Below are 16,841 nucleotides of genomic sequence, written 5' to 3'. Positions count from 1 at the left end.
TGGCATCTCGACTGGAAAAAAACTATCACAGCCAATCCTTTTCTCGTGCTATTTTAAGTGCCTCCAAACGATTATTAACTCCTAATTTATCAAAAATATTTGACGTGTAATTACGAACTGTACCATTCGATAAAAATAAAGTGCATGTAATTTCTTTGCTGGTCTTCCCTTGAGCAATTAGGGAAAGAATTTTTATTTCTTGCTCACTCAAAGGATTAGATATAACGTTTTCCATTAATTCAGGCGAATATTCTTTACCCCCAGATAAAACTTTTTGAATCGTTTTCATCAAATCAGCTACTGAGCGGTCTTTCAAAACATAAGCATCTACATTTGAACGAATAGCCCTTTGGAAATAACCTGACCGCTTAAAGGTTGTTACAATTATGACCTTAACATTCTGGTATTTTCTAACCCACTCTAAGACATCTAAACCTGATAATATCGGCATCTCAACATCCAATATTGCAACATCTATGGCTTTATTGGATAAAATGGCAATAGCTTCTCCACCATTTCCAGCTTGATCAATAGTAGAAACACTTTCTTCCATCAAAAGTAATTGGCACATAGCATCTCGTAGCATGGACTGATCCTCAGCAACAAGTAATTTCATCTTATACCTCTTTCAATACCACCTGAATATGAGTTGGTTTACTTCGGGACAAAATCGTTAGTGTCCCTTCAACGATAGTTAATCTCTCTTGAATACTATGCAACTCATCTCCGTCAAGGTTTGTAAAACCACAACCATTATCAATCATCTCAATATTTATAGTAGCACCTTGCCTTACTAAACTCAACTCCACGCTATCAGCTTCAGCATGCTTAACAATATTATTGGATAATTCCTTTAATATCATTGTGATTGTAGATTGTGTTACTGGACTTAGTTGTGACGTCTCTAACTTATTAACAACTGTTAACTTAATGTTAGATAATTGAAACAAGCGGTACAACTCATCAATTTCTTCCACTACTGTACGATACTTGAGGTTAGAAACAATTTGACGGACCTCACTCATCGATTGATGACTAATATGATTTAATTCTGATAGTTCTTTTTGTACCTTATCATAGTTCCTTTTTTCTAACAACTTTAACGCTAGTTCTGTCTTTAGTGTCATCATAGCAAATGTATGTCCTAAACTATCATGCAAATCACGCCCTATACGGTTACGTTCATTTTCAGCTGACAAAATATTGATATACTGATTTTGCTCTGCAATTTTTTCTCTTTGTTCTTCGCTATTTCTATTTTCAATAGCAATCCACATGTAACCGATACAAAAAATAGGAACAATTAGAAACATGATTCTATCACCAAAGTCTGATGCCTTAAAGAAGCATAAAAATACCACTGTGGCTAGAGTACAAGCAAAACTAATGAATCTAAAAGACTTCAATTTATCTCTAAAGCGATAGACGAGTAAATTACTCAGAAAGTAAATATACCAGATGAAACCACTATTTATAAAAATTGTCATGTAGAAAATATATGTCAACATTGTAGACCAGGCAATCATGTGATACTTTGATTCGCCCCTGATAATAACAGAGTATAAATATGCTCCTACAAAAGCTAGCGTAAAAAATAAAGTCCAAAAAGGGTAGTGATAATAGAGAATCCCTCCTATGGGGTAAATCAAAAATACTAACGGAATAAAATACATTAAATCATAGTTATTTTTTTTATTTTTCAAATTGAATGCCTCTTCTGAGATAGTAGATAAGCGATAACTAACATTATAATACCATAGCCTATCAGAATAATAAGAGAAAAACCAGCAAAACTATTAGCAAACGGACTAAGGATAACTTGAGTCAAATGGTAAGTAGGGGTTAACTTTGATAAAGCTTGCAACCATTTTGGGAACATTGTAATTGGCATCCACATGCCACCAAGAACAGCTAATGACATATAACAAATATTGGCTACCATTGACATTAGTTCAGTATTTTTAAAGTAGGAGACGAGCAATCCAAAAGGAATAAAACATGTTGCTCCTCCTAATAGCAATAAAAAGCTCTGCATCCATTGTTCTATTGGCATACTAACTTGCCTTAAAATATGCCCAGTTAGGAAAACAACAGTTATTGCTAGGCAATAGTAAAATAAAATACGAATAATTTTTGCTAGATAATATTGCCACATTGGTACTGGTGAGTGTCTTAATAATTGCATTCGGTTTGAGAGTTGATCATCTTTCATAGAAAATGGAAAAGTAAAAAAAGCAAAGCTAAGACTTGAGAATCCTGCCATCGTTATCATATAATTACGAACGTAGATAGCTTCGATGGCTTTAGTGAGTCCTTCGCCCATAAATCCTGAAAAAAATAGAAAAAAAGCCACTGGCATACCTATAGCCATAATGAGATTGGCAAGTTGACGTTTTGTCAAAAGAAATTCCATTTTCAATAATGCTTTAAAGATTCTCATGTTTTACCTCCTTAGTAGTCTCAAAAATACGATTTAACAAAGTTCTATTGGTCATCTCAATAGCTTCAATAGGACAACCATTATCTGCCAGTATTTTCCATACAGCTTCAGCCTCCCCAGTAACAAACGTTATACTATCACTCTTGGCTTCACACTCTGTAATCAAATAGGTAGGTAATAATTTTTGATAACTAAGCGGAACGGTGAATAACTTTTCGGTTTTTTCTTGCTTCATGGCAAAGGGGGTTGTATCGCGTAATAACTTTCCTTTATGAAGTACTAAAATCCTATCAGCTGTATGTTCTACCTCTTCGATATAATGACTAGAATAGACAATTGTGACACCTTCTTTTTTTAGTGTCGCAATCAGCTCCCAAAATCGTTGACGTGTGGAAGTATCCATTCCGGAAGTAGGTTCATCTAAAAATAGTAATTGGGGCTTACCAACCAAAGTTAAAACAAAAGCTAAAAGTCGTTTTTGCCCTCCAGATAAAGTCTCTGTAAATTGTTGCAAGTGCGTATCACTCCACTGTAGATAGTCTAAAATCAGAGACATTGGCAGCACTTCTGGAAATAAACACCTTTGGAAATCAATGAGTTCTCTCACTGTAAACTTTGAGGGCAATACATTTTCTTGTGGTAAGATGGCCACCTTATATTTTAACCTATTGTGGTGTGCAGGCAGATTAAAAATCGTCAATGATCCTGAAGAAATACTAATATCACCTAACAAAGTTGACATCAGAGTTGTTTTCCCTGCACCATTAGGTCCAATCAATGCTACACATTGGTTAGAAGCTATACTAAATGATATATCTTCTAAAATCGTTTTTTGCCCGATGCTTTTAAATATATGATCAACCTTAATTATATCTTTTGCCATTTGGTTCTCCTTTACTATAATCATAGTATAAAAAATCAGAAGTAAACTTTTTAGATATTTTTGTCATTTCAAAATATGACAAATGTCAACTCTATAACAAAAGGAGAGCTAACAAGCTCTCCTTTTGACTATTTTGCAAAATCAACAGCTCGCATTTCACGAATAACTGTTACCTTAATATTACCTGGATAATCCAAGTTTTGTTCGATTTTTTCACGTACCTTATGCGACATAATAACTACTTGATCATCAGAAACTTTACCAGGTTGTACCATGATACGAATTTCACGTCCGGCTTGAAGTGCAAAGGCATTTTGCACTCCCTCAAAGCCATTAGCAATTTCTTCTAAATCACGCAGACGTTTGATATAATTTTCCATTGACTCATTACGCGCACCTGGTCGTGCTGAACTAAGGGCGTCTGCAGCAGCAACAATTACTGCAATAACGCTGTCAGGTTCTACATCACCATGGTGGCTTGCAATAGTATTAACAACAATCGGATGCTCTTTGTACTTACGAGCAAATTCCATACCAATTTCAACGTGACTGCCTTCAACTTCGCGATCAATAGCTTTCCCCATATCATGGAGGAATCCAGCCCGACGAGCTAAATCAACATTTTCTCCTAGTTCTCCAGCCAAAATACCTGCAAGTTTACCAACTTCAACTGAATGACGAAGTACATTTTGACCATATGATGTACGGAACTGCAAACGTCCCATAATTTTTATCAAATCAGGATGCAGATTTGGTGCACCAATCTCATAAGCTGCTGCCTCACCATACTCACGGATACGTTGATCCATTTCCAAACGATTTTTTTCAACCAACTCTTCAATACGAGCTGGATGGATACGTCCATCTTGAATCAAAGATTCTAAAGTCATACGAGCAATTTCACGACGAATGGGGTCGAAACCTGATAAGACAACGACTTCTGGCGTATCATCTATGATAACATCAATACCTGTCAAACTTTCCAGAGTACGAATATTACGTCCTTCACGACCAATGATACGTCCCTTCATATTATCATCAGGGAGATGAACAGTTGTAATTGTTTGTTCAGTAACATATTCACCAGCTAAACGTTGCATAGCTTGGGCTAGCAAGTCTTTTGCTATCTTGTTTGATCGATCTTTTACTTCACGTTCTGCTTCTTTAATACGTGTCGCAATATCATGAGCTAAATCTTTTTCGGTATCAGCTAAAATGATATCTTTAGCTTCTTCTTGACTAAGCTCTGCGATGCGTGACAATTCTTCTACTTTTTTTGTTTCTAAAGTAGCAATTTCCTGTTCGCGCTCATTAATATGTCTAGATTTATCGGTTAGACTTTGTTCTTTGCTATCTAACATTTTTTCTTTGTTAGATAGATTTTCATCTTTACGATCAAGAGATGATGCACGATCTGTTAAACGTGCCTCCATCTGTTTCAACTCTTGTCTATCAGATTTAAATTCCTTTTCGATCTCTTCACGATATTTTCTAGCCTCTTCTTTTGCTTCTAAAAGTAATTCTTTTTGGTGAGCTTTACTTTCACGTTCCGCTGCTTTACGGATGTGTTCTGCTTCAATTTCTGCTTTACCACGTAAATCAACGGCATCTTGTTCTGCATTTAAAAGAGTTAGTTCTGCAGCTTCTTTTGATGATTTCATTTTCATTGAAATAGCCACATAACCAATAATCAAACCAATGAGTGCACAAACCATTGCTAATATAATATTAAACATGTTTATACCTCAATTTTTTTCTAGATTTCATATAGAAAGTCCACTTTTAAGTTTATCATAAAAAAGGCGTTTTCACAATTTAAAATTATAGACATTTATGATATGATTAGAATGTTATTTAAAGGGATTAGGAGAAATTTTCAACATCTCCTTTAGTCTCTAGAATGTAATACAAAAGGAGAAAACTTATGACAAAAGAAGTTGTCGTAGAGAGTTTTGAATTAGATCACACCATCGTTAAAGCACCCTACGTTCGTTTAATTTCAGAAGAAGTTGGACCGGTCGGAGACATCATTACTAACTTTGATATCCGCCTTATTCAGCCTAATGAAAATGCTATTGATACTGCTGGTTTACATACTATCGAGCACCTTCTGGCGAAGTTAATCCGCCAACGAATTAATGGTTTGATTGATTGTTCTCCTTTTGGTTGTAGAACTGGTTTTCACATGATTATGTGGGGAAAACAGGATGCTACTGAAATTGCTAAAGTCATCAAATCTAGTCTAGAGGCTATTGCTGGTGGGGTCACTTGGGAAGACGTTCCTGGAACAACCATTGAATCTTGTGGAAATTATAAAGACCACAGTCTCCACTCTGCTCAAGAATGGGCGAAATTAATTCTTTCCCAAGGGATTTCTGACAATGCTTTTGAGCGCCACATTGTCTGATCTAATAAAAAATAAAAGTCAACTTTTGGAATTCCAAAAGTTGACTTATTAATTTAAACAAAGGATTTTGTTCTGTATCATAGAGAGCAAAATCCTTTTAATTTTTCCCTAATATCCTCATAGCAGTCGTAGACATCTAAATGCGAATACAAAAAACACCCTAATCGTTAGACTGATTTTCTAACTTTTAGGGTGTAGACAAAAAACTGGTTTTGTTCTTTATATTAATAATCTAAACTATCAGCTCTTCCAGGAGCGTTACCTACAAAGTAACCTGTCTTGGCATTGATAGAGAACAAATAAGTGCCATCTAATTTAAACATATTGTAATAACCATTACCATTGATAATATTTACAGGTTCAAGAATATAGTTATTTCCAGAGAAATAGCCTCGCGCCTGTGAAGTGGCCACGATTTTCTCTAATACTCCTGGGTTAAATATCCAGGCAGGATTTCCTGTATCCGCAATAGCAGCATTATTATACGGTACTCGACTACGGTTACGTTCCAAATTACCTGATGCAGTGCCAGCTGCCTGATTATTTATTGTAGCAGCTGATGAGGAAGATTGACCGTTAGTTACGTTTGGTTGTTCAGTTATTTGAGTGTCTGAAACCTTATTAGACGAAGCCTGTTCTTCGGATTGTTTTACCTGATTACGACCAGTTGAAACGATGGAGTGAAGTAAACTATCTAGACTAGCATTACCAGTATTAAGAGTTTTACTATCTAAAGAGTCAAAATTCGCTCCATCTTTTACCTCTAATTTTTCACTCTTCTTACCATCAACTACAGCAGGCGACTTAAACTTGTCGTTAACAGCTTTAACAGCATCAATTTGACGTTTTAGACTATCAAATTTAACTTTTACTTTACCGTAGTATTTAGTTCCTTTTAAAGCATCAACTTTCTTTTCTAATTCTGACAATTTATCAAATTCGCTATTTTTGAGTTGGGTTTTCTTATCATCAACAAAAAAGTTAGCATAAGATTTGTTGAAATTATCTAAGTTCTGACTAGCTTTTTTATCTTCTTCTGATGAAGTCGTCGTAGCCTTAGAACTAGAACTTTGACTTGTTGCAGTTTGAGAATTTGTCGAATTATTATTCTTGAAATAGTTGTAACCAAAGATTGCTACTATTAGAAGTAAAATAAGAGCAATCAATGTTCCTACGATACCTCCACGCTTCTTAGAAGAGGATTTATACTCCTCTGAATCAGCAATAGTCGAATCTGGTTCTGTTGCAGTTGGTTCTGCTTCCGTATTCAGAGGAGGAACTGGGGTTACACTATTTTCTTGTTCTTGTGAAGATTCTTCTTTAGGTGAGACAGCATTAGCTTCTGTATCTTGTTCTTGAGAGACTGAATTATCCAACTTTTTAGAAAGCTCTTCTGCAGCTAACATCGCTGATAATTCTTCGCGCTGTTTCTTGATAAAATCATCTAAAGATGCCGTATCAAGGTTTGCAAAATCGCTTGATTTTGTCTCAAACTTTTGTGAAGCTACTTCATCACGATGTTGTTTGATGTATTTATCAAGAATACTATCTTCTTCGGTAATACCAGCCTTAATTTCAGAATCTTTTCTAACAGCCTCTTCTACTGTCATTTCTTTAGCATCTTTAAATTCAAGACCATCAGTTTCTTTTTTTGGTTCAAAAAATGGGTGTTTTTGATCTTCTGACATGAGTTCTCCCCGTTATTTTACTTGACGTCTCACACGTTCACCGTAATATTGGTACAAATCAACTTTTAAAGTACCATTGTAAAGCTTACGTTTTTTATCAGCTTGTGAGCCGTATTTTTTTTCAAATCCTTCGTCACTAGTTAGGATAAACTTGCTCCAAGTTTTTAAAGGCGCAAATGTTTGTCCCATCTCATTATACAAAATGTCCACTGCTTTGTCATCCAGGAGTCGTTCACCATATGGTGGGTTGGAGATAATAACACCGTTAATTTTATCTGTTTTTAAATCTTGAAGACGCATTTGTTTCAATTTGATAACATCTCCAAGTCCTGCTTCTTCTGCATTTTTTCTAGCAATTTCTACCATACGACCGTCTAAATCAAAACCTGAAATATCTAAATCAATATCATAGTTTGCTTTACTCTCAGCTTCATCACGAACCTTTTGTACTTGACTTTGATCTACCCATGGCCACGCCTCAAAGGCAAAATCACGATTAAAACCAGGAGCTATATTCATTCCAATCATAGCAGCTTCAATACAAAAAGTACCTGAACCACAAGTTGGATCAATCAATGGCTTATCAGGGAACCAATTAGATAATTGAATAATAGCTGCTGCCATGTTTTCTTTAATTGGTGCACCACCTTTTTCTGCACGGTAGCCACGTTTGAAGAGACTTGATCCAGTCGTATCAATCATGACAGTCGCTTTATCTTTTAAAATAGAAACTTCTATTTTAAATTCAGCTCCATTTTCTTGTAAGGGAACTCCTTCAGGACGGTGAAAGACTTTTTGAAGTTTCTTAGCAACAGCTTTTTTAGAAATGGCTTGTACACTAGGTTCATTGTGCAATTTTGACTTGACACACTTTGCTTTAGCAATAGGAAATTTTGCCCCTAACGGTAAATAATTTTCCCAGTCAAGGCCATATACACCCTGAAAAAGTTCCTCAAAAGTAGGTGCTGGAAACTCTCCTACAATAATCTTTATACGATCGGCAGCTCGTAGCCATAGGTTCGTTTCAATGATTGTTTTGATATCTCCGTGGAAACGGACTCTACCGTTCTCAACTTGGCAGTCAATTCCTAGGTTTCTGATTTCTCTACCAACAATGGCTTCTAAACCAGCAGCAGCAGTTGCTATTAATTTGAATGATTCTTTCATTTTTCCTCTTTTACACTATCGTATTCATCACAGTTAAAAATTGGCTGAGATGTTATCTCAGCCACTAACCTATTATGCAATTTTCTATAAGCCATGTTTTGTTCCAGAAACAACTAGGAATTGTTTCTTTCGATAATCATCTGTCTACTGCAAAGCAGTCAGGATAGATTGTTCTCATTCCAACTATCCCATGCCCCTACCAAAGTTTGGGTTGCTAGCTTGAGGGGTTTACCGCGTTCCACTTTCTAGATTTCCCTAGAAACTACGTCACTGTGGCACTTTCAAAGCTATTCAGGCATATCCAAAGACTTAGCCCTTTTGCTTGCCGTAAGATAGCTAGCTATCTCCCTAGGCTTATTTTTTCGCCTAGCACAAACACTACTGGCATCACAGCCAGTGCTAGCATGGACTTTCCTCATAGTATCTCAATACTACGCGATTATCCAAAAATTGCATATTTGAGAAATCCTTATTCTCTAATTTGTCTTCCAAAAACTTCTTTCTCAAGGCGGCTAATGCGTTTTAAAATATCAAAATTGGTTGCAGATTGGGCAATCGGTTTTTGATTATACATAGCTGTCCCTGAATTTCTTACATTTGAAGCTTCGCTTTCTTTTTTGTCTAAAGCTTGTTGTAGACGTCTATTTTCCATTTGGAGCTTCTCAATTTGCTCAAGATAATTTTCGTAATCTTTGATGACATCATCCAGAAATACATCGACTTCTTTCTTGTCATATCCCCGCATACTAACTTTAAAATCTTGCTCAAAAATATCTTTTGGGCTATAAATAATACTTGCCATTCTATTCTCCAAACCAGTCAAATCGTTTTAATATAAGTCCTATCCTTTATATCAAAGTAAATAATACCTAAATTAAATGGAAAAATCAAGCGTAAAACGTTCTCATATCCGAAAAAACGATCATTCCTCATATATTTCATTTAAGCGATCAAAAGTTAGGAAAGAAATATCATAAGCTTCCTTTTTCTCCATCATTTCTAGCAAAAATTTTAAATTAGTTTCATTTTCAGAATCATAAAAAAGATATGCACCTTGTGTGTTGTTAATGAGAAAATGATTGTATTGTTTAAATTGACCCGGGTTTTCATAGCTTGGGAAAGTATATTTAACAAAGTCAACTTGCTTAAAGAGTGCCAACTTAGCTTTATTAGCCTCATTCCAATTTTGGCCATGGTTCTCAAAGGTAAAAATTGTCGCAATTTGAAAATCATATTCTTTTTGTAAATCAAGAGCAACTTCCAAAGCCCAGTACTCAAACCCTAAATTTCCCATAAAAATAAACCAGTCTGCTCCATTTTCCAAGAAGCGTCTAAAATCCTTATCAATAGCCTTTTTTATAATAGTAATCCGAGGATCCTTATCCTGGAAAATCCCTAATTCAAAATTTTTGTAACCTGTTACAAGAATAGTTGACTTCATTTGTTGTCCATCCTAATTTTATGGTATAATAGTTTTGCTTATCTTAGCATTTTATTTGTAATGCAAGGAGAAAAATGGTTAACTATCCACATCAGCTTATTCGGAAAACAACAGTTACAAAATCAAAGAAAAAGAAAATCGATTTTGCCAACCGTGGTATGTCATTTGAAGCTGCTATCAATGCAACCAATGACTACTATTTGTCTCACGAATTAGCTGTCATTCATAAGAAACCAACGCCAGTACAAATCGTCAAGGTAGATTATCCTAAACGTAGTCGTGCTAAGATTGTAGAAGCTTATTTTAGACAAGCTTCTACTACTGATTATTCTGGTGTTTACAAAGGTTACTATATTGACTTTGAAGCCAAAGAAACCCGGCAGAAAACTGCTATGCCTATGAAAAATTTTCATGCTCACCAAATAGAGCACATGGCAAATGTATTACAGCAAAAAGGGATTTGCTTTGTCTTGCTTCATTTTTCCACACTTAAGGAAACCTATCTACTCCCTGCTAATGAGTTAATTTCATTTTATCAGATTGATAAAGGCAATAAATCAATGCCTATTGATTATATCAGAAAAAATGGATTTTTCGTAAAGGAGAGTGCCTTTCCTCAAGTCCCTTACTTAGATATTATTGAAGAAAAATTATTAGGCGGTGATTACAATTAAAAAGGAATCTGTTATCAAACTATTGAAGTATGCTTTTGGCATTATAATGGGATTTATTATCTTAGCTATTGTAATAGGTGGGCTCCTATTTGCATACTACGTTAGTCGTTCTCCGAAATTAACCGATCAAGCTTTAAAATCCGTTAACTCTAGTTTGGTTTATGATGGTAATAATAAACTTATTGCCGATTTAGGCTCAGAAAAGCGTGAAAGTGTTAGTGCGGATAGCATTCCACTAAATTTGGTTAACGCTATCACTTCTATCGAAGATAAACGTTTCTTTAAACATAGAGGTGTCGATATTTATCGTATTTTAGGTGCAGCTTGGCATAATCTTGTTAGTAGTAATACGCAAGGTGGTTCAACCCTTGATCAACAGTTGATTAAACTGGCTTACTTTTCTACCAATAAATCTGACCAAACGTTAAAACGTAAATCACAGGAAGTTTGGCTTGCGCTTCAAATGGAGCGTAAATACACCAAAGAAGAAATTCTTACTTTCTATATTAATAAAGTTTATATGGGAAATGGGAATTATGGTATGAGAACAACAGCTAAATCATACTTTGGTAAAGACCTAAAGGAATTATCTATTGCACAACTTGCTTTGCTCGCTGGTATTCCTCAAGCACCTACACAATATGACCCTTATAAAAACCCAGAATCTGCTCAAACAAGACGTAATACCGTTCTTCAGCAGATGTATCAAGATAAAAACATTTCTAAAAAGGAATACGACCAAGCTGTTGCAACTCCAGTAACTGATGGCTTAAAAGAATTAAAGCAAAAATCTACTTATCCAAAATATATGGATAACTACTTAAAACAAGTTATTAGTGAAGTTAAACAAAAAACTGGTAAAGATATCTTTACTGCTGGGCTAAAAGTGTATACTAATATCAACACTGATGCACAAAAACAACTATATGACATCTACAACAGTGACACTTACATCGCTTATCCAAACAATGAATTACAAATAGCATCTACCATCATGGATGCGACTAATGGTAAAGTCATTGCACAATTAGGCGGGCGTCATCAGAATGAAAATATTTCATTTGGGACAAATCAATCTGTCTTAACAGACCGCGATTGGGGTTCTACAATGAAACCTATCTCAGCTTATGCACCTGCTATTGATAGTGGTGTCTATAATTCAACAGGTCAATCATTAAACGACTCAGTTTACTACTGGCCTGGTACTTCTACTCAACTATATGACTGGGATCGTCAATATATGGGTTGGATGAGTATGCAGACCGCTATTCAACAATCACGTAACGTCCCTGCTGTCAGAGCACTTGAAGCCGCTGGATTAGACGAAGCAAAATCTTTCCTTGAAAAATTAGGCATATACTATCCAGAAATGAACTATTCAAATGCTATTTCAAGTAACAACAGTAGCAGTGATGCAAAATATGGTGCAAGTAGTGAGAAAATGGCAGCGGCTTACTCGGCTTTTGCAAACGGCGGAACTTACTATAAACCGCAATATGTTAATAAAATTGAATTTAGCGATGGAACCAATGATACTTATGCAGCGTCTGGTAGCCGTGCGATGAAAGAGACTACTGCCTACATGATGACGGATATGCTGAAAACAGTACTAACATTTGGTACTGGTACTAAAGCAGCTATCCCTGGTGTTGCACAAGCTGGTAAGACTGGTACTTCCAACTATACGGAAGATGAGTTAGCTAAAATTGAAGCAACTACTGGTATCTACAATAGCGCCGTTGGTACAATGGCTCCTGATGAAAACTTTGTCGGCTATACTTCTAAGTACACAATGGCAATTTGGACTGGTTATAAAAATCGCCTTACACCACTTTATGGTAGCCAACTGGATATTGCTACTGAGGTTTATCGTGCAATGATGTCCTACCTAACTGGCGGATACAGTGCAGATTGGACAATGCCAGAAGGGCTCTATCGAAGCGGAAGCTACTTGTATATCAATGGGACAACTACAACCGGCACTTACTCTTCTTCTGTCTATAAGAATATCTATCAAAATTCTGGACAGTCAAGTCAAAGCAGTAGTTCAACATCCTCTGAGAAACAAAAAGAGGATAAGAATACAGCAAATGATGCCAATTCATCATCCCCACAAGTCGAAACACCTAATAATGGTAATGCTACTACCCCTAATAATTCCAATCAAACTGTGCCAGGAACTGGACATGGTAATGGTAATGGTAACAACAATACAGTACCTAACGGTAATTAAAAAACTGGATATATTATCCAGTTTTTTAATTTATAATTACTATTACTAATTAGCTAATGCTCCCATCGGATCCCACGGCGCTAAAGTAATTGGCTCTGCGTTGTAAGCCTCTAATTCTTCTTTAGTAAGCAATTCTTTACGAACGACTATTTGGTAAGTATATTCATCCATCCAAGCATCTGAAGCTACAAAATAACCATCCTTACCAACTTTCTCTCCCCAAGAGTTCTCAACTTTCCATTTTAAAGGTTGTCCAGATTCATCAAGGTCTACTCCCGTTAAGACCATAGCATGTGTCATTAAACTTTCACTATAATCTAGGCGGCCCGCTTTGTCTTGGCTAAGTTTAATATCCATAGATGAATTAAAATCATAAGTCGTAGTTGCTAGGATACCCTTTTGACGATTTGATACTTGACCTACGTCTGAACCAAACCACACAGTTTCTCCTGATTTCATTTGCGCAATCGCTAACTCTTTAAACCGTTTCATATCAAGGTTTAAATATTTAACAGCTGGCCCTCCGACAACATTTCCAAGCATCTCAACTGTATAGGATTGTCCATAAGGCTTATCTACAGTTGGAGCATTGATAATAGAAACATAATCTGATAGGTCAAGATTAACATATTTTTGATAAAATGCTTTCGGTGTAATATTTTTATCAGACTGATAATGATTGTCTTTATCACGATAAGCAAAATCAAAAGATTGCGGTGGCAAGCCAAGGTTCATTGCTAAAAAGTTAAAAATTTCTTGAAGCAATTCTTCCTTTTTATTTTGAACAGTTGCCCCATCTGCTCCCTGTGCTATTAATTCTCGTAGAATCTGTGCATCTTGGCGTAAGAGTTTATTCAAATATTGATTTAGTTCACGACTAGCACTTGATGAAACAGATTCAGGATAAACTGTTTTAGGAACGACACCATATTTCTCAAACAGAGCAACCACCATGTCCCATTGTCCTCCATCTTGTTGAGGTACATCTAATAGGAATTTCACCTTACGACTACTCAATTCCTGATTTGCAGTCGCAATAATTTGTTCCATAAACCAATTTGATTTTTCATACTTATCCCAGAAAAATGTATGTGCCTGAGATAATTCAAAATTCTCAAGTTTAAAATCTGAAATCAGTTTATGACGAAATGTATTCAGTGCAGCAAACATCCAGCAACGTCCTGATTGTTTCTGATTAGAAACTTCATCTTTGGTCAAATCAATTGAAAAGACATAGTCGTTCTCAATCTCACTTTGACGAGTCTCTAGAGACTTCAATAAACCATTGTGAGTTACTGCATTTTCAATAGCGCTAAATTTTGTATTTGCTTGGTAATCAGCAAATAACTTATCTGTAAATGTTTGAGTTAATTTTGACATAAATTCCTCCTTTTATACTTAGCTACTATTATAAACATTCTGAATATTTCTGCAAGTCTGAAAGTAATTTATTAGAGAAACAAAAATAGCTAGAATATTCTAGCTATTTTTCTTATTTCCAGAAATCATCAAAAATTGTGATTGGAAGATGACGTTTATGTTGACCCTTATACCACCAATTTTCAATGATACCTCGAGACTTGTCCGAAACCACCTTCCCTTCAAGATAAGCATCAATTTCTTGGTAGGTTACTCCAAGGGCTATTTCATCAGCGATTCCTGGTTTATTTTCTTCTAAATCTGCGGTTGGAATCTTTTCGTACAAGGCTTTATCAGCACCAAGTTCAGCTAATAACTGTTTCCCCTGACTTTTATTAAGTCTAAAGAGAGGTAATAAGTCAGCACCTCCATCACCAAATTTGGTGAAAAAACCTGTAATATTTTCTGCAGCATGATCAGTACCAATAACCGCTCCAGCATATTGACCTGCAACTGCATATTGACTAATCATTCTTTGACGAGCTTTAATATTTCCTTTATTAAAGTCTGTAATCTCTACTCCTGCTGCATTAAGAGCTCTAACTTGGCCATCAACAGCTTCTTTAATATTAATGGTCAAAGCAATATCTGGCTTGATAAAATCTAATGCTTTTTGTGCATCTTCTTCATCGGCCTGAATACCATATGGTAAACGAATAGCTATAAATTGATAGTTTTCCCCTGTATCAGCACGCAACTCTTCAACTGCTAGTTGAGCTAGACGTCCTGCTAAAGTTGAATCTTGCCCCCCTGAAATACCCAGTACATAGGTCTTTAGAAAACTATGTTTTAATAGATAGTCTTTTAAAAATTCTACGGAACGACGGATTTCTTGACTTGGATTAATAACAGGTTTTACACCGAGTTCTTTGATAATTTGATCTTGCAAAGTCATCTTACTTCTCCTTTTGCCAAAGCTTCTTTACGGATACGATCAATCAGGTCCATTTTATTTTGCCAAACATCGCGTGCCAAATCAACTGGGTAATCCTGTGGATTCAGAACACGTTTATACTCATCCCAAAGCTGATCAAATTCTTTGCGTCCGTACTCTTGAATTTCTTGAAGACTTGGTAATTGATAAACTAATTTCCCTTTGTCAAAGATATCTACCAGTAAGGGTACTGCGTCAAAATCACGGACTGTTTTATTGATATAAGTATAAGTTGGATGAAACATTTCAATTTCATCTAATTGTGTCACATCAGTGTCTGCAAATGTGATGTAATCACCCTCAGATTTCCCTTTAGCTCGACTGGTGATACGCCAAACTTGCTTTTTCCCAGGTGTTGATACTTTTTCAGCATTGTTTGATAGTTTAATTGTATCTCGCATACTACCGGCGTCAGTCTCAATAGAAACAATTTTATAAACAGCACCTAGCGCAGGCTGATCATAGGCTGTAATTAATTTTGTTCCGACACCCCAAACATCAATTTTAGCTTTTTGCATTTTTAGGTTGAGGATTGTATTTTCATCTAGATCATTCGAAGCATAAATCTTTGCATTAGGAAAACCGGCGTCATCTAACTGCTGACGAACTTTCTTAGACAAATAAGCTAAATCACCTGAATCAAGGCGAACTCCCAAGAAATTAATCTTTTCGCCCATCTCTTTTGCAACTCGAATAGCATTAGGCACACCTACACGAAGGGTATCATAAGTATCCACTAAAAAGACGCAATCTTTATGAGTTTCTGCGTAAGCTTTAAATGCCTGGTAATCATCGCCATAAGTTTGAACTAAAGCATGTGCATGCGTTCCTGATACTGGAATATTAAAGATTTTACCAGCACGAACATTGCTCGTTGCGTTAGCACCACCAATAATCGCTGCCCTAGTACCCCAAATGGCTGCATCCATTTCTTGAGCACGTCGTGTCCCAAACTCTAATAGCGGTTCATCTTCAATAACAGAACGAATACGAGCTGCTTTTGTAGCAACAAGTGTCTGGTAGTTGATGATATTTAAAATCGCTGTCTCTACTAACTGACATTGTGCTAAAGGACCTTCAATTTGAACTAATGGTTCATTAGCAAATACAAGGTCACCTTCCTTGGCTGATTTGACAGTCAGTTCCATTTTTAAATTTTTTAAGTAATCTAAAAATTCTTCAGGATAACCTAACTCTTCTAAATAGGATAAATCACTATCAGAAAAGCTCAGATTTTCTAAATAACGAACAATACGCTCTAAACCTGCAAAAACAGCATAACCATTTTCAAATGGAACCTTGCGAAAGTAAGCTTCAAACACCGCTCTTTTATTGTGAATACCTTTATTAAAAAAAACTTGCATCATATTGATTTGATATAAATCAGTATGTAGTGTTAAACTATCGTCTTTATACATCAGACAATCTCCTTTTAATCATGAGCCTAGGATAAGGCTATATGTCTAACATTATAGCATATTTCTATCTCGGTAGTTCAGTTTATCACCTTACTTTCATGAAAATAAAAAGAAAGACTAATCGTTTTTCGATAGTC

Annotated in this window: 15 protein-coding genes and 1 other RNA gene; 3 read left to right on the top strand and 13 right to left on the bottom strand. The window is 35.8% G+C overall.

Features of this window, described 5'->3' with window-relative positions; genetic code table 11:
- Positions 1 to 25: 25 nt before the first annotated feature.
- The 5 genes from EGX96_RS06965 to EGX96_RS06940 form a co-directional block, all read right to left on the bottom strand.
- Positions 26 to 616, bottom strand: coding sequence for a response regulator transcription factor (locus tag EGX96_RS06965; RefSeq protein ID WP_000772052.1), 591 nt, complete (start codon positions 614 to 616; stop codon positions 26 to 28).
- Position 617: 1 nt separating this feature from the next.
- A complete protein-coding gene (locus EGX96_RS06960) occupies positions 618 to 1,703 on the bottom strand; it encodes a sensor histidine kinase (RefSeq protein WP_000791349.1) in 1,086 nt (361 codons plus the stop codon).
- Positions 1,700 to 2,440, bottom strand: a complete 741-nt coding sequence (locus EGX96_RS06955) for an ABC transporter permease (RefSeq protein ID WP_001217938.1) — start codon at positions 2,438 to 2,440, stop codon at positions 1,700 to 1,702. The genes EGX96_RS06960 and EGX96_RS06955 overlap by 4 nt, the downstream gene beginning before the upstream one ends.
- Positions 2,427 to 3,323: an ABC transporter ATP-binding protein gene (locus EGX96_RS06950; protein WP_001029973.1), complete on the bottom strand. Its 897-nt coding sequence runs from the start codon at positions 3,321 to 3,323 to the stop codon at positions 2,427 to 2,429. Before EGX96_RS06950 ends, EGX96_RS06955 begins: the two co-directional genes overlap by 14 nt.
- Positions 3,324 to 3,451: 128 nt before the next feature.
- On the bottom strand, positions 3,452 to 5,059 hold the full coding sequence (locus EGX96_RS06940) for a ribonuclease Y (protein WP_000481839.1): 1,608 nt from the start codon (positions 5,057 to 5,059) through the stop codon (positions 3,452 to 3,454).
- Between the two features lie 188 nt (positions 5,060 to 5,247).
- Between EGX96_RS06940 and EGX96_RS06935 the strand changes: the two genes are divergently transcribed.
- The gene (locus tag EGX96_RS06935; RefSeq protein ID WP_000159885.1) at positions 5,248 to 5,730 is read left to right on the top strand and encodes an S-ribosylhomocysteine lyase; all 483 of its coding nucleotides are present in this window, start codon (positions 5,248 to 5,250) and stop codon (positions 5,728 to 5,730) included.
- A gap of 224 nt (positions 5,731 to 5,954) precedes the next feature.
- Here EGX96_RS06935 and EGX96_RS06930 read toward each other — a convergent pair whose 3' ends face one another.
- The 5 genes from EGX96_RS06930 to EGX96_RS06905 all read right to left on the bottom strand — a co-directional run bounded on the left by EGX96_RS06930 (position 5,955) and on the right by EGX96_RS06905 (position 10,026).
- Entirely contained in the window at positions 5,955 to 7,418 is a 1,464-nt protein-coding gene (locus EGX96_RS06930) for a cell division site-positioning protein MapZ family protein (RefSeq protein WP_001287870.1), read from the bottom strand.
- Positions 7,419 to 7,430: 12 nt separating this feature from the next.
- On the bottom strand, positions 7,431 to 8,585 hold the full coding sequence (locus EGX96_RS06925; protein ID WP_000664849.1) for a THUMP domain-containing class I SAM-dependent RNA methyltransferase: 1,155 nt from the start codon (positions 8,583 to 8,585) through the stop codon (positions 7,431 to 7,433).
- Positions 8,586 to 8,667: 82 nt separating this feature from the next.
- Positions 8,668 to 9,036: RNase P RNA component class B (rnpB, locus tag EGX96_RS06920), an RNA gene on the bottom strand.
- Positions 9,037 to 9,054: 18 nt separating this feature from the next.
- Positions 9,055 to 9,387, bottom strand: coding sequence for a cell division regulator GpsB (gpsB, locus tag EGX96_RS06915; RefSeq protein ID WP_000146544.1), 333 nt, complete (start codon positions 9,385 to 9,387; stop codon positions 9,055 to 9,057).
- A 120-nt stretch (positions 9,388 to 9,507) separates the two neighbouring features.
- Positions 9,508 to 10,026, bottom strand: a complete 519-nt coding sequence (locus EGX96_RS06905) for a DUF1273 domain-containing protein (RefSeq protein WP_000843096.1) — start codon at positions 10,024 to 10,026, stop codon at positions 9,508 to 9,510.
- Positions 10,027 to 10,100: 74 nt separating this feature from the next.
- On the opposite strand from EGX96_RS06905, the gene recU reads away from it, so the two are divergent.
- Both recU and pbp1a read left to right on the top strand, forming a co-directional pair.
- The gene (gene recU / locus EGX96_RS06900; protein ID WP_000248792.1) at positions 10,101 to 10,700 is read left to right on the top strand and encodes a Holliday junction resolvase RecU; all 600 of its coding nucleotides are present in this window, start codon (positions 10,101 to 10,103) and stop codon (positions 10,698 to 10,700) included.
- Complete coding sequence (gene pbp1a, locus EGX96_RS06895; RefSeq protein ID WP_000628369.1) at positions 10,687 to 12,933, top strand: penicillin-binding protein PBP1A; 2,247 nt, start codon at positions 10,687 to 10,689, stop codon at positions 12,931 to 12,933. Before recU ends, pbp1a begins: the two co-directional genes overlap by 14 nt.
- Before the next feature lie 45 nt (positions 12,934 to 12,978).
- Here pbp1a and pepC read toward each other — a convergent pair whose 3' ends face one another.
- The 3 genes from pepC to EGX96_RS06880 form a co-directional block, all read right to left on the bottom strand.
- Entirely contained in the window at positions 12,979 to 14,313 is a 1,335-nt protein-coding gene (gene pepC, locus EGX96_RS06890; RefSeq protein ID WP_000041114.1) for an aminopeptidase C, read from the bottom strand.
- A gap of 112 nt (positions 14,314 to 14,425) precedes the next feature.
- Positions 14,426 to 15,247: an ammonia-dependent NAD(+) synthetase gene (gene nadE, locus EGX96_RS06885; protein ID WP_000174854.1), complete on the bottom strand. Its 822-nt coding sequence runs from the start codon at positions 15,245 to 15,247 to the stop codon at positions 14,426 to 14,428.
- Positions 15,244 to 16,704, bottom strand: coding sequence for a nicotinate phosphoribosyltransferase (locus EGX96_RS06880; protein ID WP_000276177.1), 1,461 nt, complete (start codon positions 16,702 to 16,704; stop codon positions 15,244 to 15,246). The genes nadE and EGX96_RS06880 overlap by 4 nt, the downstream gene beginning before the upstream one ends.
- Positions 16,705 to 16,841: the final 137 nt, after the last annotated feature.

Source organism: Streptococcus sp. FDAARGOS_520, from assembly GCF_003812685.1.
In the GTDB taxonomy this organism is placed as follows: domain Bacteria; phylum Bacillota; class Bacilli; order Lactobacillales; family Streptococcaceae; genus Streptococcus; species Streptococcus agalactiae.
The sequence above is the reverse complement of the archived record's forward strand: the minus strand, read 5'-3'. Positions and strand labels throughout refer to the sequence as shown.

Excerpts from the sequence above, each read along its gene's own strand:
- EGX96_RS06965 (WP_000772052.1), bottom strand. The coding sequence starts at position 616 with ATGAAATTACTTGTTGCTGAGGATCAGTCCATGCTACGAGATGCTATG.
- EGX96_RS06880 (WP_000276177.1), bottom strand. The coding sequence starts at position 16,704 with ATGTATAAAGACGATAGTTTAACACTACATACTGATTTATATCAAATC.
- EGX96_RS06930 (WP_001287870.1), bottom strand. The coding sequence starts at position 7,418 with ATGTCAGAAGATCAAAAACACCCATTTTTTGAACCAAAAAAAGAAACT.
- EGX96_RS06925 (WP_000664849.1), bottom strand. The coding sequence starts at position 8,585 with ATGAAAGAATCATTCAAATTAATAGCAACTGCTGCTGCTGGTTTAGAA.
- EGX96_RS06955 (WP_001217938.1), bottom strand. The coding sequence starts at position 2,440 with ATGAGAATCTTTAAAGCATTATTGAAAATGGAATTTCTTTTGACAAAA.
- EGX96_RS06940 (WP_000481839.1), bottom strand. The coding sequence starts at position 5,059 with ATGTTTAATATTATATTAGCAATGGTTTGTGCACTCATTGGTTTGATT.
- EGX96_RS06950 (WP_001029973.1), bottom strand. The coding sequence starts at position 3,323 with ATGGCAAAAGATATAATTAAGGTTGATCATATATTTAAAAGCATCGGG.
- recU (WP_000248792.1), top strand. The coding sequence starts at position 10,101 with ATGGTTAACTATCCACATCAGCTTATTCGGAAAACAACAGTTACAAAA.
- pepC (WP_000041114.1), bottom strand. The coding sequence starts at position 14,313 with ATGTCAAAATTAACTCAAACATTTACAGATAAGTTATTTGCTGATTAC.
- gpsB (WP_000146544.1), bottom strand. The coding sequence starts at position 9,387 with ATGGCAAGTATTATTTATAGCCCAAAAGATATTTTTGAGCAAGATTTT.
- EGX96_RS06905 (WP_000843096.1), bottom strand. The coding sequence starts at position 10,026 with ATGAAGTCAACTATTCTTGTAACAGGTTACAAAAATTTTGAATTAGGG.
- nadE (WP_000174854.1), bottom strand. The coding sequence starts at position 15,247 with ATGACTTTGCAAGATCAAATTATCAAAGAACTCGGTGTAAAACCTGTT.
- EGX96_RS06935 (WP_000159885.1), top strand. The coding sequence starts at position 5,248 with ATGACAAAAGAAGTTGTCGTAGAGAGTTTTGAATTAGATCACACCATC.